This window comes from Paracidovorax wautersii (genome assembly GCF_031453675.1).
GTDB lineage: Bacteria > Pseudomonadota > Gammaproteobacteria > Burkholderiales > Burkholderiaceae_C > Paracidovorax.
In genome coordinates this window covers 2478224-2493285 of sequence record NZ_JAVIZX010000001.1, presented here as the reverse complement: position 1 = coordinate 2493285, position 15062 = coordinate 2478224, and the positions used below count along the sequence as shown (strand labels likewise).

General features: G+C 68.3%; 13 protein-coding genes and 1 riboswitch. Of the genes, 4 read left to right on the top strand and 9 right to left on the bottom strand.

All coding sequences use genetic code 11. From position 1 onward, the window contains the following. Window positions 1-70: 70 nt before the first annotated feature. Window positions 71-1120, bottom strand: a complete 1050-nt coding sequence (gene cobW, locus QE399_RS11275; RefSeq protein WP_309828805.1) for a cobalamin biosynthesis protein CobW — start codon at window positions 1118-1120, stop codon at window positions 71-73. 196 nt (window positions 1121-1316) lie between these two features. Continuing rightward, window positions 1317-1609: riboswitch (cobalamin riboswitch) on the bottom strand. Between the two features lie 294 nt (window positions 1610-1903). Here cobW and QE399_RS11270 point away from each other — a divergent pair. Continuing rightward, the gene (locus QE399_RS11270; RefSeq protein WP_309828803.1) at window positions 1904-3136 is read left to right on the top strand and encodes a multidrug effflux MFS transporter; all 1233 of its coding nucleotides are present in this window, start codon (window positions 1904-1906) and stop codon (window positions 3134-3136) included. A 29-nt stretch (window positions 3137-3165) separates the two neighbouring features. Here QE399_RS11270 and QE399_RS11265 read toward each other — a convergent pair whose 3' ends face one another. The 3 genes from QE399_RS11265 to orn all read right to left on the bottom strand — a co-directional run bounded on the left by QE399_RS11265 (window position 3166) and on the right by orn (window position 7789). Further along, entirely contained in the window at window positions 3166-4635 is a 1470-nt protein-coding gene (locus QE399_RS11265; protein WP_309828801.1) for a sensor domain-containing diguanylate cyclase, read from the bottom strand. Window positions 4636-4931: 296 nt separating this feature from the next. Beyond that, a complete protein-coding gene (locus QE399_RS11260; RefSeq protein WP_309828799.1) occupies window positions 4932-6923 on the bottom strand; it encodes a DEAD/DEAH box helicase in 1992 nt (663 codons plus the stop codon). Between the two features lie 284 nt (window positions 6924-7207). Beyond that, entirely contained in the window at window positions 7208-7789 is a 582-nt protein-coding gene (gene orn, locus QE399_RS11255) for an oligoribonuclease (RefSeq protein WP_309828797.1), read from the bottom strand. A gap of 96 nt (window positions 7790-7885) precedes the next feature. Between orn and QE399_RS11250 the strand changes: the two genes are divergently transcribed. Genes QE399_RS11250 through rsgA form a run of 3 tightly spaced genes read left to right on the top strand, consistent with a single transcriptional unit; the run spans window position 7886 to window position 10557 of the window. Continuing rightward, window positions 7886-9205 carry a M48 family metallopeptidase gene (locus tag QE399_RS11250; protein ID WP_309828795.1) on the top strand — a complete coding sequence of 440 codons (1320 nt, stop codon included), beginning with the start codon at window positions 7886-7888 and terminating at the stop codon, window positions 9203-9205. After that, the gene (locus QE399_RS11245; RefSeq protein WP_309828793.1) at window positions 9202-9543 is read left to right on the top strand and encodes a 4a-hydroxytetrahydrobiopterin dehydratase; all 342 of its coding nucleotides are present in this window, start codon (window positions 9202-9204) and stop codon (window positions 9541-9543) included. The genes QE399_RS11250 and QE399_RS11245 overlap by 4 nt, the downstream gene beginning before the upstream one ends. An 18-nt stretch (window positions 9544-9561) precedes the next feature. Beyond that, window positions 9562-10557, top strand: coding sequence for a ribosome small subunit-dependent GTPase A (gene rsgA, locus QE399_RS11240; protein WP_309828791.1), 996 nt, complete (start codon window positions 9562-9564; stop codon window positions 10555-10557). A gap of 25 nt (window positions 10558-10582) precedes the next feature. On the opposite strand, the gene QE399_RS11235 is transcribed toward rsgA, so the two are convergent. The 5 genes from QE399_RS11235 to trmD form a co-directional block, all read right to left on the bottom strand. Then, complete coding sequence (locus QE399_RS11235) at window positions 10583-11638, bottom strand: hypothetical protein (RefSeq protein ID WP_309828789.1); 1056 nt, start codon at window positions 11636-11638, stop codon at window positions 10583-10585. Window positions 11639-11773: 135 nt separating this feature from the next. Beyond that, window positions 11774-12766, bottom strand: coding sequence for a CobD/CbiB family protein (locus QE399_RS11230; protein ID WP_309828787.1), 993 nt, complete (start codon window positions 12764-12766; stop codon window positions 11774-11776). Between the two features lie 169 nt (window positions 12767-12935). Then, a complete protein-coding gene (locus QE399_RS11225) occupies window positions 12936-13628 on the bottom strand; it encodes a CoA pyrophosphatase (protein ID WP_309832036.1) in 693 nt (230 codons plus the stop codon). A gap of 129 nt (window positions 13629-13757) precedes the next feature. Next, window positions 13758-14141 (bottom strand): 50S ribosomal protein L19, encoded by a 384-nt coding sequence (rplS, locus tag QE399_RS11220; protein ID WP_309828785.1) that lies wholly within the window; start codon window positions 14139-14141, stop codon window positions 13758-13760. Window positions 14142-14255: 114 nt separating this feature from the next. Continuing rightward, window positions 14256-15023, bottom strand: coding sequence for a tRNA (guanosine(37)-N1)-methyltransferase TrmD (gene trmD / locus QE399_RS11215; protein WP_309828783.1), 768 nt, complete (start codon window positions 15021-15023; stop codon window positions 14256-14258). Window positions 15024-15062: the final 39 nt, after the last annotated feature.

Below are 15062 nucleotides of genomic sequence, written 5' to 3'. Positions count from 1 at the left end.
GCACCTGTCAAAAACGATAGCTGCCAGCGCACACCACATAAGCGCCAAACCCAATTTCAATTTCAAAGATTCAAGCCCCCACCCCCTCCAACCCCGCCCGCAACGCCCCCTCATCCAGCTCCTGCCCGATGAACACCAACCGCGTCCCCCGCGCCTCGCCCTCGCGCCAGGCGCGGTCGAAGTGGTGGTCGAACCGCCGGCCCACGCCCTGCAGCAGCCAGCGCATCGGCTTGCCCGGAATCTCCGCGAAACCCTTCACCCGCAGGATGGTCTGCTCGGCCACCAGTTTCTGCAGCGCCGCCAGCAGGCGGGCCTGGTCCACGGCCGGCAGGTCGATCACGTGGGCGTCGAACTCGTCGTGGTCATGGTCCTCGTCATGGTCGTGGTGGCTCACGCGCTGGTCGATGGTGGCCTCGGCCGCCTTCGACAGGCCCAGCAGCACGTCCAGCGGCAGGCGGCCCTGTTCGGACTGCACCACCTTCACCGATGCCGGAATCTCCTCGCGCACCAGCGCCTGCACCTGAGCCAGCGCGGCGGCATCGACCAGGTCGGTCTTGTTGAGCACCACCAGGTCGGCGGCCGACAACTGGTCTTCGAACAGCTCGTGCAGCGGCGATTCGTGGTCCAGATTGGGATCGGCGCGGCGCAGTTCGTCCACGGCCGCGGGGTTGGCCGCGAACTGGCCGCTGGCGGCGGCGGGCGTGTCCACCACGGTGACCACGGCATCCACGGTGAAGACGTTGGCGATCTCCGGCCACTGGAAGGCCTGCACCAGCGGCTTGGGCAGGGCCAGGCCGCTGGTCTCGATGAGCACGGCGTCGATCTGGTCGCGGCGCTCGGCCAGCTGCTTCATCACGGGGAAGAACTCTTCCTGCACGGTGCAGCACATGCAGCCGTTGGCCAGCTCGTACAGAGCGCCTTCGCGTTCGTTGCCCTCGTCGTCGCAGCCGATGCCGCAGCCTTTGAGGATCTCGCCGTCGATGCCCAGCTCGCCGAACTCGTTGACGATGACCGCGATGCGCCGGCCGTCGGCGTTGTCCAGGATGTGGCGCAGCAGCGTGGTCTTGCCGCTGCCCAGGAAGCCGGTGACGATGGTGGCGGGAATCTTGGACGTTTGCATGGTGGTGTCGGCCCTTTCTTTCTTCATTCCGGTGTCGTGCCTGCCGGCGCGCGTGCGACTTGCATGCATGAATGCATAGGTGGCGCTCGCGTCGCCTGCGTGTCTGTCCGCGGCATGCATGCGTGTGTGCACAGAGGAAAGGAAAGGGCCGCGCCGCGCGCGCAGCGACCTGACCGGACCAAGGCACTCCCGCAGCGTCCGAAGCGGTACGAAGGCCGGTATCCGGGCTCACGGACCGCCGCACCGCCCGACACGATGCCGGAGGGTGCGACCGGGCCCTCGCCTTCCCACGCAGGGCGGCCTGCGCAGTGGCTGCGCCGCCCCACAAAGAAGGGCGTGCGCGGAGGGTCCTTGTGTCCGCTGACCGTTGCGGGGGCAGCGCAGGAATAGCACCCGTGGGGTAGGCCCTGCCGCCCCGGTGCGCACCTGCTTCCCGTTGAACCCCGTGGGCCTTGCGGCCGGTGGGGCACCTTCGAACCGGACGGGTGCGGGTGCCGGCCTCGTGCCGGACGCCCTGCCTCCGTCCTGCGGCGGATTATGCGGGATAGCCGCCGAGGGCCTACTCACACAAATCCGGGAGCGACGCCGCGCGGCGTCGCCCGCGCTGGCAAGGCAGGGGACTTGCGGCGCTCAGACGCCTTGCAGGCATCTCCGGCTGCGGGCCGCGCGATTCCCGGATCGGTGTTGCCATGTCCTGGCCGCCCGCCCCTGTGCACAGGCTTGCCGGATAATGCAGCGGCCCCTTCCAAGCCTCCAAGCCGGCCCGCACGGCCCCGTCCCCTGATGAATCCTGACGCCCACAACCTCTGGCGCGCACCGCGCTGGGCCCTCGCTGTCCTGCTGGCCGTACTGGGCATGGTCGGGCCGTTCTCGATCGACACCTACCTGCCGGCCTTCTCGGGCATTGCCGCCGCGCTGGGCGCGACGCCGGTGGAGATGCAGCAGACGCTGTCGGCCTACCTGTTCGGCTTCGCCTTCATGACGCTGTTCCACGGGGCGCTGTCGGACAGCTTCGGCCGGCGCCCGGTGGTGCTGTGGGGCATCGCGGTATTCACGCTCGCCTCGGCCGGCTGCGCGCTGTCCAACAGCATCGGGCAGCTGGTGTTCTTCCGGGCGCTGCAGGGGCTGTCGGCGGGCGCGGGCATCGTGGTGTCGCGCGCGGTCATCCGCGACATGTTCCCGCCGGCCCAGGCCCAGCAGGTCATGAGCCAGGTGACGATCTACTTCGGCGTGGCGCCGGCCATCGCGCCCATCGTGGGCGGCTGGCTGTTCGTGCACCTGGGCTGGCACAGCGTGTTCTGGTTCCTGACCGGCGTGGGCGTGCTGCTGTTCGTGGCCAACTTCCGCCTGCTACCCGAAACGCTGCACGCCGAGCACCGCCAGCCCTTCCAGGCCCGCCACCTGCTGCAGGGCTACTGGCAGCTGGGATCGAGCCCGCGCTTCCTGCTGCTGGCGCTGGCCAGCGGCGTGCCCTTCAACGGCATGTTCCTCTACGTGCTGGCGGCGCCCGCCTTCCTGGGCGAACACCTGGGACTGTCGCCCTCGAATTTCTTCTGGCTCTTCATCCTGACGATTTCCGGGATCATAGGCGGTGCCTGGCTCAGCGGCCGGCTGGCGGGCCGCATCGCCCCCAAGCGGCAGATCCGGCACGGCTTTCTCATCATGTTCACCATGTCGGTCCTGAACCTGGCAGCCAACCTGCTGTTCACGCCGCACGTGTCGTGGGCGCTGTTTCCGATCGCCATCTTCTCCTTCGGCTGGGCGCTGATGGTGCCGGTGGTGACGCTGCTGGTGCTGGACCTGTACCCCGAGCGCCGCGGCATGGCTTCGTCGCTGCAGGCCTTCGTCGGCTCCACGGCCAACGGCCTAGTGGCCGGCGTGGTCGTTCCCCTGGTGATGCACTCCACCCGGCTGCTGGCCTGCGCCTCGCTGGCGATGATGTGCATCGGCCTGGTGGCCTGGATCTACCTGCACCACCGCTGGCCGGACATCGGCCGCACCACCACGCAAGGCTAGCGCCGCGGCCGGCAGGCACCAGGCCGAGGTCAGGCGCCCTGCTGGCGCCGGTCTATGCCGCGGGACTGGTAGTAGCGTACCTTCTCCGCGTACATGGCCTGGTCGGCCCGGACCACGGCGGCCTCGATCTGTTCGCCGGACGCCGCGCAGGCCATGCCCATGGAAAGACTCAACGGCTGGCCGGGGTAGAACTGGTTGTTGAGTTCCAGCAGAGAGAGGATGCGGTCCATCATGTTGTGGGCGCCGCGTTCGTCGGTGGCCGGCATCACCACCGTGAACTCGTCCCCGCCGATCCGGGCCGCGCATGCCGGCGCATCGACCGCCTTGGCCAGCACCTCGCCCACGCGCCGCAGCATCGCGTCGCCCGCCGCGTGGCCCGCTTCGTCGTTGATCGACTTCAGCCCGTTCATGTCGATCACCACCACCGACACGGGCCACGGCCCCTTGCGGGTGAGGCGGTTGAGCTCCTCGACATAGAACGCGCGGTTGCGCAACTGCGTGAGCACGTCGTGCTTGCCCAGGTATTCCAGGTAGGCCTCGGCCTTCTTGCGCGCCGTGATGTCCACCAGAGACAGCAGCACCATGCGCCAGTCGTGCCGGTGTTCGTCCATCACCGCAAACTGCATGTGGATGTGGACGGCCTCTCCGGACAGGCTGTAGTTGACGACCTCACGCTGCTGCACCAGCTTGCCGTCCCACAGGTCCAGCAGCTGTTCGGCGAACGAGTCATGCATCTCGCCGCGGAACACCTTGCCGATGTTGTTCAGCAGCGTCTCCTTGCTGTCCGCCCCGAACATCGACAACGTCTGCTGGTTCACGTCGATGACGCGGATCTCGTGCATGCAGCGGTCCACGAACTCCGGATGCACCTTCAGAAAGGTCTTGAAGTCGCGGATACCCTGCGAGCGCACCTCGTCCAGCAGCAGCTTGACGGCGCTGAAGTCCTCGACCCACAGCGACACCGGCGAGAACTCGAACAGCCCCCGCGCATACTGCTCGCTCTGCAGCAGCTGACTGCGCGAACGCACCTGCGCCGTGTTGTCCTCCAGGGAAATGAGCACGCGGCTCCAGTCGTGCTCGTGGCCCGGCAGGATGCGCCCGCGGATCTGCACGTCCAGCCGGCGCCCGTCCAGCGTGTAGTTCACCGTCTGGTTGGAGAATTCCAGCGCCCCGGACCACAGCTGCAGCAGCTCTGCAATGGCCTGCGCATGCATGTCGCCGCGGAACACCGTGCCCAGCGACGCCACCAGCGTCGCCTGGTCGGGCGCGGCAAAGAGATCCAGCGTGCGCTGGTTGACCTTCAGCACCTTGATGGCCGCACCGTACTGCTGCATGCACTCCGGGTGGCTGCGCACGTGGGCCGCCACATCCTGCACGCCAGACGCGCGCCAGCCGTCCAGCAGGCGCTTGAGATCGCTGAAATCCTCCAGCCACAAGGAGACCGGAGCGATCTCGAACATGTGTTCGAAATCGGCATCCGAAGACAACGAAGAGGACATCCCGAAAACCTCCAACGCGAAAACCCGGCCTTGGCCCACCGTTTCCGCCCACGTTTTGATTCACGCGGGGATCCGGACGCTGCGCCACGGCGCGCCCTCCCCTGTCCGGTCGATTATTGCCTTGGCCATCCCTGCCGGGCGCCGGAGGGCCTTGCAACGCCGCGAAAAAGCCCCGGGCTGTCGCGGCGCCGCTGGCGCCACGCCCCGCCCCCTCGGGCAGCGCCATGAAAAAAGCCAGCCCCATGGGCTGGCTTTCTGGGCATGCCAGACCGAAGGGTCTGGCGCCGCCGCTGCGCTCAGCGGGCGGGACGTGCAGGACGCTTGCGCGCGTCGTGCGGCGTGAAGGGCTTGCCGCCCGGCGCTGCCGGCTTGGAGAAAGCAGGCTTGCGCGGTGCGAAATCCCCACGCGGAGCGCGCTCGTCGCGGCCAGCGAAGCCGCCCCGGGGCGCGTCGCCAAAGCCCGGCTTGCGGCCGTAGCCATCGGCATCGCGACGCGGACCGAAACCCCGCTCGTCACGGCCGGCGGGTGCGCCACGCGGGGCGCCACGGTCACCACCGAAGCCACCGCGGTCACGGTCACCGAAGGAAGGACGGTCGCCGCCGAAAGGGGCGCGGTCTGCACCGCCACCACCAAAGCCGGCACGGTCTCCGAAGGAGGGACGGTCGCTCCGGCGATCACCGCCGCCGAAGCCACCCCGGTCACCGCCGCCGAAGCCGCCGCGGTCGTTGAAGCCCGAGCGGTTGGCATAGCCACCGGCCGGCTTGCGATCGCGGCCAAAGCCGCCACCACCGCCCTCATTGCGGCGAGGGCCGCCACGGCCACCACCGAAGTCCTGGCGTCCACCCTGCGGGGCGCGCTGCTGTGGCTCCAGCCCAGGAATCACTTCCGACTTGAACTGCTGGCGGCTGTAACCTTCGATGTCGAAGATACGGCGGCGGTCGCGGAACTCCGCAAACGTGACGGCCAGGCCATCGCGGCCGGCACGGCCCGTACGGCCGATGCGGTGGGTGTAGTCCTCGGCCTTCATGGGCAGGCCGTAGTTGAACACGTGCGTGATGGTGGGCACGTCGATGCCGCGGGCGGCCACGTCGGTCGCCACCAGCACCTGCACCTGGCCCTGGCGCAGCGCCATCAGGCGGCGGTTGCGCAGGCCCTGGCTCAGGGCGCCATGCAGCGCCACGGCGCTGAAACCGTCCTGCTGCAGGTCATTGGCCAGACCGTCGCATTCCACCTGGGTTGAGGCGAAGACGATGGCCTGGTTGATCGTGGTGTCGCGCAGCCAGTGGTCCAGCAGCTTGCGCTTGTGCTGGGCGTTGTCGGCCCAGAACAGCACCTGCTTGATGTTGGCGTGCTTTTCTTGCGGCGAGTCGACCTGGATCTTCTTCACCGAGGCGCCGTTGTCGTGCATCACGCGCATGGCGAGCTGCTGAATGCGCGGCGCAAAGGTGGCGCTGAACATCATGGTCTGCTGGCGCTGTGCGGTCAGCTGGTTGATCTCGGCCAGATCGTCGGAGAAGCCCAGGTCGAGCATGCGGTCGGCTTCGTCGACCACCAGGAACTGCACTTGGTCGAGCTTGATCTGCATCGAGCGTTGCAGGTCCAGCAGGCGGCCCGGCGTGGCCACGACGAGGTTGGCGTTCTGCAGCTTGGCGATCTGCAGCTGGTAGGGAATGCCACCGACCACGTTGGCCACGCGCAGGCCACGGCAATGCTTGACCAGCTCGATGGCATCGTGCGCCACCTGCTGTGCCAGCTCCCGCGTGGGGCACAGGATCAGCGCGCCCGGCGTGGCGGCCTTGAAGTTGCGGGGGTTCGTGGGGTCCTTGCGCTTGTTGCGCTTGGGAGCGGGTTCGCCGCGGGCTGCGGCTTCGGCCGCGGCGCGGTCGAACTCGGCGCGGGCAGCCGCGTCGGCCTCCGCCTGCTGGCGGATCAGCGTGTGCAGCACGGGCAGCAGGAAGGCCGCGGTCTTGCCGCTGCCGGTCTGGCTGGACACCATCAGGTCGATGAACTGGCTGGACTCGCCGCCCGAACCCATGGCCAGGGGAATGGCGCGCTCCTGCACGGAGGTGGGCTGGGTGTAGCCCAGATCGGCCACGGCCTGCACCAGCTCGGGCGCCAGGCCCAGCTGCACGAAACCGTTGGGCACGGCGGCCTCCACAGGCGCGGCGGCTTCGGCGGCGGTCTCGGCGCCCTCGGCCAGCTCCACGGCGGGCGCGGCTGCGTTTTCAACAGCCAAAGAAGATTCTGCAGGCGCGAATTCGCCCTGCACTTGCAAAGTGTCGGTCATAACTATTTTTTCTCACACGAAGACGGCCGCAGGCGTGGCCTGCGGAGGCTTCGTCAATGGTTAAAAAACATCAACCATCAAACGAAACCGGCACCAGCTTGGGCTGGGCAGGTAGGCATTAGCGCGGAGACCAGCGGGAGCTTCTGAAATGAAGCGCCTCGGCTGTCCGCAGGCCCGGTGTGTGAAGGGAGATGTGCAAACTGCGTGAACGGATCATTCACGCAAGCCGGCGATTGTCGCACGATTCGGGTTTTCCCGCAATCGCCACCTGCGTGGCGCGCGGCTCAGAGCGACAGCAGGTGGGTGCGGTAGTGCGCCAGTTCGTCGATGGACTCGTGCACGTCGGCCAGGGCCGTGTGCCGCTGGGCCTTCTTGAACGAGGTATAGGCCTCGGGCTTCCAGCGCTTGGCCAGTTCCTTGAGCGTGCTCACGTCCAGGTTGCGGTAGTGGAAGAACGCTTCGAGCTTGGGCATGTAGCGCACCAGGAAGCGCCGGTCCTGACCGATGCTGTTGCCGCACATGGGCGCCGTGCCCTTGGGCACATAGCGCGACAGGAACTCGATGATCTGCCGCTGCGCCTCTTCCTCGGTGATGGTGGAAGCCTTCACCTTGTCGATGAGGCCGCTGCGGCCGTGCGTGCCCTTGTTCCAGGCATCCATGCCGTTGAGCAAGGCGTCCGATTGGTGGATGGCGAACACCGGGCCCTCGACACGCGGCTCCAGATTCGGACCGGTGACCACAACGGCGATCTCCAGCAGGCGGTCGGTTTCCGGGTTCAGCCCGGTCATTTCGCAGTCGAGCCAGACCAGGTTCTGATCGGACTTGGGAAGCACGGGGGTGGGGGCAGCAGCAGCGGTCTCGGACATGGCCGGCATTGTCGCCGAAGCCGGTGCCGCGCCCGACCATACCGCCATACCCCGAGGCGCCGCGGGCCCGCACCAAAGCCCTACACTCCAGCGCACATGCCCCACGCCGCCCTGCCCTCTCCGCTGCTCTCGCCCTCGTTCCTGCTGACCGCCGTGTTCGCCGCCTTCCTGCTGGCGGGGCTGGCCCTGCGCCTGTGGCTGGCGTCGCGCCAGATCCGGCACGTAGCCCGCCACCGCGATGCGGTGCCCGCGCCGTTCGCCGGCCGCATTCCACTGGCCGCGCACCAGAAGGCCGCCGGCTACACGATCGCCAAGGCCCGCTTCGGCCTGCTGGACGCCGCCATCGGCGCGGCCGTGCTGCTGGGCTGGACGCTGCTGGGCGGCCTGGATGCGCTCAACCAGGCCTTGCTCTCGGCTCTGGGTGGCGGCATGGTGCAGCAACTCGCACTGCTGGGCGCCTTTGCACTCATCAGCGGATTGATCGACCTGCCTGGCACGCTCTACCAGACCTTCGTGATCGAGCAGCGTTTCGGCTTCAACCAGATGACGCCGCGGCTGTGGCTGGCGGACCTGCTCAAGTCGACGCTGATGGGTGCCGCCATCGGCCTGCCCATCGCCGCGCTGATCCTGTGGCTGATGGGCGCAGCCGGCCCGCTGTGGTGGCTGTGGGCGTGGTGCGCCTGGATGGGCTTCAACCTGCTCCTGATGGTGGTTTACCCGCTGTTCATCGCGCCGCTGTTCAACAAGTTCCAGCCGCTCGAGGACGAGTCGCTCAAGGCCCGCGTCACCGCACTGATGCAGCGCTGCGGCTTTGCCGCCAAAGGCCTGTTCGTGATGGACGGCAGCCGGCGCAGCGCGCACGCCAATGCTTACTTCACCGGCTTCGGGGCGGCCAAGCGCGTGGTGTTCTACGACACCCTGCTCAAGCAGCTCACGCCCGGCGAAGTGGAGGCCGTGCTGGCGCACGAGTTGGGCCACTTCAAGCACCGCCACATCGTCAAGCGCATCGTCAGCCTGTTCGCGCTGAGCTTGGCGGGCTTCGCCCTGCTGGGCTGGCTGTCCACGCAGGGGTGGTTCTACACCGGCCTGGGCGTGATGCCGAACCTGTCGCTGGACGGCGTGCCCGGCGCCGCACCCAACGATGCCCTGGCGCTGCTGCTGTTCCTGCTGGCCGTGCCGGTCTTCACCTTCTTCATCTCGCCGCTGTTCGCGCAGCTGTCGCGCCGCCACGAGTTCGAGGCCGACGCCTATGCCATGGCGCAGGCGAGCGGTGCGGACCTGGCCGCCGCCCTGCTCAAACTGTATGAAGACAACGCCTCCACGCTGACGCCCGATCCGGTGTACGTGAAGTTCTATTACTCGCACCCGCCGGCCTCCGAGCGGCTGGCGCGCATGCCCCTGGTACCCGCACCATGACCTCCATGTTGACGAAGAAAGACTGGTCCACCGCAACCCGCCGCGCACTGACGCCGACGGAGGTGGTCACGCAACTGGCCGACCTGCAGGGCTGGCAGCTGTCCGGCGACGGCAGCGAGGTGGCCATCGAGAAGACCTACCGTTTCGCCAACTACTTCGAGACCATCGCGTTCGTGAACGCCGTGGCCTTCATCGCCCACGCGCAGGACCACCACCCCGACCTGTCGGTGCACTACAACCGCTGCGTGGTACGGCTGAACACGCACGACGTGCACGGCATCTCGGCCACCGACATCGAATGCGCTCGGCGCTTCGACGGCCTGGTGGCGCCGGCATGACGCAGCAGGAACGCCGCCATGGCTGAACGCAGCAGTAGCAGCAGCACCGCCAGCGAAGGCCTGGTAGTGGCCAGCCACGGCCGGCACTGCCTGGTGGAGACGCCCGACGGCCAGCGGCGCATCTGCCACCCGCGCGGCAAGAAAAGCCAGGCGGTCGTGGGCGACCATGTGCGGTGGCAACCCGCCGCCGGCCAAGGCGGCGGCCAGGGCGACGAGGGCACCATCGAGAAGGTGCTGGAGCGGCGCAACCTGTTCTACCGGCAGGACGAGATCCGCACCAAGTCGTTTGCCGCCAACCTGGACCAAGTGTTGATCCTGATCGCCGCCGAGCCCGTCTTCTCCGAAAGCCAGCTGGCCCGCGCGCTGATCGCCGCGGAGGCCGAGCGCATCACGCCGCTCATCGCGCTGAACAAGAGCGATCTGGTGGAGCCTTTCGCGCGGGCCTGGGAGCGGCTGTGGCCTTACCGGCACATGGGCGGTGACGGCGCGCAAAGCCACCATTACGGCGTGCTGCCGCTGTCGCTGACGCAGTCGGGCGAGGTCGACCGGCAGGCGCTGATGCAGCACCTGCAGGGCAAGAAGACGCTGGTGCTGGGCCCGTCCGGCTCCGGCAAGAGCACGCTGATCAACCTGCTGGTGCCCGGTGCCTCCGCGCTCACGGGCGAGATCTCGCAGGCGCTGAACTCCGGCAAGCACACCACCACCACCACCACCTGGTATTGGGTGGACGACGCGCGCACCACGGCGCTGATCGACTCGCCCGGCTTTCAGGAGTTCGGGCTGCACCACATCGCCCCCGCAGACCTGCCGCGCTACATGCCCGACATCGGCCAGCATGCCGGCGACTGCCGCTTTTACAACTGCACCCACCTGCACGAGCCCGGCTGCGCCGTAATGGCCCAGGTGGACGGACTACAAGGCGAATCACGCTCTGGCCCAGGTACCATCAGCGCCAATCGCTATCAAATATATAGCAATCTATTTGCAGAACTGAGCGAAACCCGGCACTGGTGATGCGCTCCGCGGGCGGGCCGACCGCTCAGTCCGCACACTCCACATACCAGGACAGGTAGTCGCTCCAGTCAGGCTCATGCACGGCCTGCAACTGCAGCGCCTCGGGCGCCGGCAGCGCCCGTGCCGCGGCGTGGGCCGCCTGCATGGCAGCGGCCACATCCGAGACATAGCAGTGCACGCCACGCCATCTGCTGCGCAGCACGACGTGGCTGCACAGCCCCTGCTGGTGCAAGCATGCCGCCGCAAGCCAGGCTTCCTCGAAAGCCTGGGCGGCTTCGACATCCTGCTTGCCCGTGATGGGCAGGCGCGCCTCGATGCGCCAGCCCAGGTCGGCCCGCCCCGCCACGGCATTGGCGCTGCGGTTGACCTGCACGAGGATGGGCACGCCGTCGGCCGCCGCGCCTTCGAGCGCCGCCCAGCGATGCGGCTCGGCGGGGTAATGGGCAGAACGGCCCAGGCGGTCGCGCCAGCAGGCATCCACGAGCGCCACGGCCTCGTCGAGCGGGGTGGCGGGGCAACGCTCGAAGCCCGCATCGTCGCTGAGCCCATCGGCGTCGAACTCCACCACACCCACTTTCACCGAGAAATCGAACTCGCCCAGCAAGTGGTCGAGCAGGATGAACGCCATCTGCCGCGCCTGGGCCTGGAGGTCGGGCGGCACAGGCCGGGCGAACGACAACGCCAGCGCCACGCGACCATCGAGGCTTCCCACCCGCACCAGCAGTTCGTCCGAACCCAGCGCAAAGCCCTCCAGGCGGAGCCCGAAACCACCCGCCGTGCGTTGGCGAAAGGCCTGGACCGGCCATGCGATGCCCTGGGGCGCCGCATCCACCAGCGCCTGCACGGCCGCGAACTGCCGAACCTCTCCATGGGCCGTGAAGACGAGCCGGGCGCCTCTGCGGGCCGGGCCCGCGGGGGACGCACCGTCCATCTCGACGGCGACACCCGGCAAGGCCGGCTCCAGCAAGGCATTGAGCCGGTGCACGAGGTCTGCAGGCTGGGCCGCCTGCAGGCTCTCGTGCTCCATCAGCACAAGCGCCCAGAACCGCTGGGCAGCGCCCCGGATCAATTCAGGCGGCATCGGCACGGACAGGCCTCACGTCAAGGCCGCACGCGGCGCACCACAGCGCCCGGGCAAGCAAAGGCCGGGGTCCCGGCGCAGCGCATCCGCGGCTGGCAAGGTGGCTGCACGGCCACACGGAGGGGGCGGCGGCGCTCAACCCAACAATCGCGCCAGCGTGAGCAACGCCAGCAGCAGCATCCAGACGACGACCGAGCGCCATACCAGGCCCACGACGCTGCGCAGGTGCCCGACCTCGGGCATGCGTCCCATGGTGCTGCCACCGTCGCCCTCGTCCAGCCCCCCGTCGAAGACCTGGGGCACGGCCGCCTCCTCGGCGCGGGGCCGCAGCACGTTGCCGCCCAGGCGCACGTTGATGGCGCCGGCCGTGGCCGCCAGCACCACGCCGTCGTTGTCGTTGGGAAAGTGCTGGACATGGAAGCGCCAGCCTTCGATGGCTTCCTCAAAGCTGCCGACCACCGCGAAGCTCAGGGCCGTCAAGCGGGCCGGGAGCCAGTCGATGACGGTCCAGGCCTGCCGGGCCGCGCGCTGCAGCGCCTGGCTGGGCGGATGGGCGCTGAGCACGGCGCTGCGGGCGCTCCAGTGGCGCGACACGAATTCGGCCAAGCGGTACAGCACGGCCCCGGTGGGGCCCAGGCCGAGCGCCGCCAGGATGGAGAACCAGGCCAGCACGCCAAACACGTGGCGGTGCGCCGCGATGACGGAGTACTCGACCACATGGCGCACGATCTCGCTGCGCGGCAACTCGCCCACGTCCACCTGCTGCCATTGCGCCAGGACGGTGCGGGCCCGGTCCTCGTCCGCTTCCTCCAGCGCGTCGCGGATCGCCGTGAAGTGGTGGCTGAACTGCCGGAAACCCAGCGTGACATAGAGAACTGCCACGTTCCACAACATGGCTAGAGGCCAGCCGACCGCCGTCAGCAGCAGCCAGTGCACCGCCAGCGCGGCCAATGCAGGCACCAGCACGGCAAGCGCCCAGGCCACCCAGCCGTGGTGCGGCTTGCCGGCGTCGAAATTGCGGTTCACGGACAGCGCCCAGGCCCGCACGCCCCCATGGATGGGGTTGGTGCGTGCCAGCGGGCGGGCCTGCTCGATGAGCAACGCGAACAGGATGGCGAAGAAACTCATGGGCCAATGATACTGGGGCTTGTTACACCTGCAACGGCCGTACCCGCAGCGGGAGCGATGACCCAGCCGCCTCACGATGTCTCCACGGCCTGTGGCGCATCGGCGCGCTGCCGATGGCCCACCGAAAGCACTCGGGCCCCGCCGGGCGGGAAACCCGGACCCGTTCGGGTCAGGCCATCATGAACCGATAAAAGTTGCGCAGCATGCCGGCCGTGGCGCCCCAGATGAAGCGCGTCTTGCCGTCCGGCCCGCTTTCCTGGAAAGGCATGGAAAACCACTCGCGCCGGTGTCCCTGCCATTCCATCGCGTGGCGCCGGTGGTTGGCCGGGTCGAGCAGAAAGTCGAGCGGCACCTCGAAGACGTCTGCCACCTCATAGGGATTCGGCCGCAGCGCGCTGTCCGGCTGCACCAGAGCCACCACCGGCGTGACCATGAACGACGTGCCCGTGACATACACCGGCAGCGTACCCAGCACCTCGACGCTGCGGGCTTCGAGCCCGACCTCTTCCCACGCCTCGCGCAGGGCGGTGTCAGCCGGCCCTGCATCCTCGGGATCGGTCTTGCCACCCGGGAACGCCACCTGGCCCGAATGGGTCGAGAGGTGCGTGGTGCGCTCGGTCAGCAGCACGGTGGGCCGGTCGCGCAGGACGATGGGCACCAGCACCGCGGCATCGGCCGGCGCCCGCTGGGCGAACCGTGCCTCCCGCAACACCTCAGGCTCCCACACGGGTGGCTTGGCAAAGCGCTGGCGCAGGGCGGCGGGCGTCTGCGCGGCGGCCGGAACGGGCGGCAGCTGCGTATCCACGCCGACGACCGGCGCATGGCGCGGATCGAAATCGGGGATCTTCGACAGCGGCGGCATTCCGGCCGGCACGGGCGTGGAGGCAGGAGGGACGGTGGTGGTCACAGGCGATGCAACTCCATCAATGAAAAAGCCGCTACGAGCTTACGCTGTAGCGGCTTGGGAGCCAGAGGCTGGCAGTGCGACCTATCAGGCGGCGGCTGCAGGCGCCTTGACGCGCGAGGGCAGCTTTTCCTTGATACGGGCCGACTTGCCGCTGCGGTCACGCAGGTAGTACAGCTTGGCGCGGCGCACATCGCCACGGCGCTTGACTTCGATGCTGGCGATCAGGGGGCTGTAGGTTTGGAACGTACGTTCCACACCTTCGCCGCTGGAGATCTTGCGCACGGTGAAGCCGCTGTTCAGGCCGCGATTGCGCTTGGCAATCACCACGCCTTCGTAAGCCTGCACGCGCTTGCGGGTACCTTCCACCACGTTAACGCTCACGATGACGGTGTCACCAGGGGCGAATTCGGGAATGGTCTTGTTCAAGCGGGCGATTTCTTCCTGCTCAAGGATTTGGATCAGATTCATTTTGCATCCCACGATCATGTCCGCGCCAGGATTGGCTAGGGGCCCTCAAAGGGGCGCCCACAGGCTGGGCTCACAAACGGCTCAGCGGCCGGCCAGAGGATCGAAAGCCCGCCATTATAGCAAGCTGCGGATTTTGGCGACAACCACCTCGTCGGCCTTGCTCAGGCGCCCCCGCGCTCGGGCGGCGTCGATCAATTCGGGGCGGTGGCGCGCGGTGAGCGCAAGGCGCTCGTCACGGCGCCAGCGCTCGATCTGCGCGTGGTGGCCTGACAGCAGAGCGGCCGGCACGGCGCGCCCCTCCCACGCTTCCGGGCGGGTGTAGTGCGGACAGTCCAGCAGCCCGTCAAGCGCCGGGTTGAAGCTGTCCAGCTGGTGGCTGCCCTCGTCGTTCAGGACACCGGGCTGCAGCCGCGCCACCGCGTCGATCAGCGCCATGGCGGGAATCTCGCCGCCGGACAGCACAAAGTCACCCAGGCTGAGCTGGTGCGTGACATGCGCGTCGATGAAGCGCTGGTCGATGCCCTCGTAGCGGCCACACAGCAGGATGGCGCCGGCGCCCTCCGCCCAGCCCGTCACACCGGCATGGTCCAGCGTGCGGCCGATGGGCGAGAACAGCACCAGCGGTGCCTCCTGCCCGGGGGCATCCGCACGCTCGGCACGGATGGCGGACAGGCACCGGGCCAGCGGCTCCGCCATCATGACCATGCCGGGGCCACCGCCAAACGGACGGTCGTCCACGCGGCGGTAGTTGCCGTCGGCGTAATCGCGCGGATTCCACAGCACGACCTGCACCTGCCCCGAGGCGTAGGCGCGGCGCGTGACACCGCTGCTCAGAAACGGTGCGAACAGCTCAGGAAACAGGGTGATGACGTCGAAACGCATGCGGGCAGGGAGGCAGACAGGCAGAAGCAGCGAACGGAC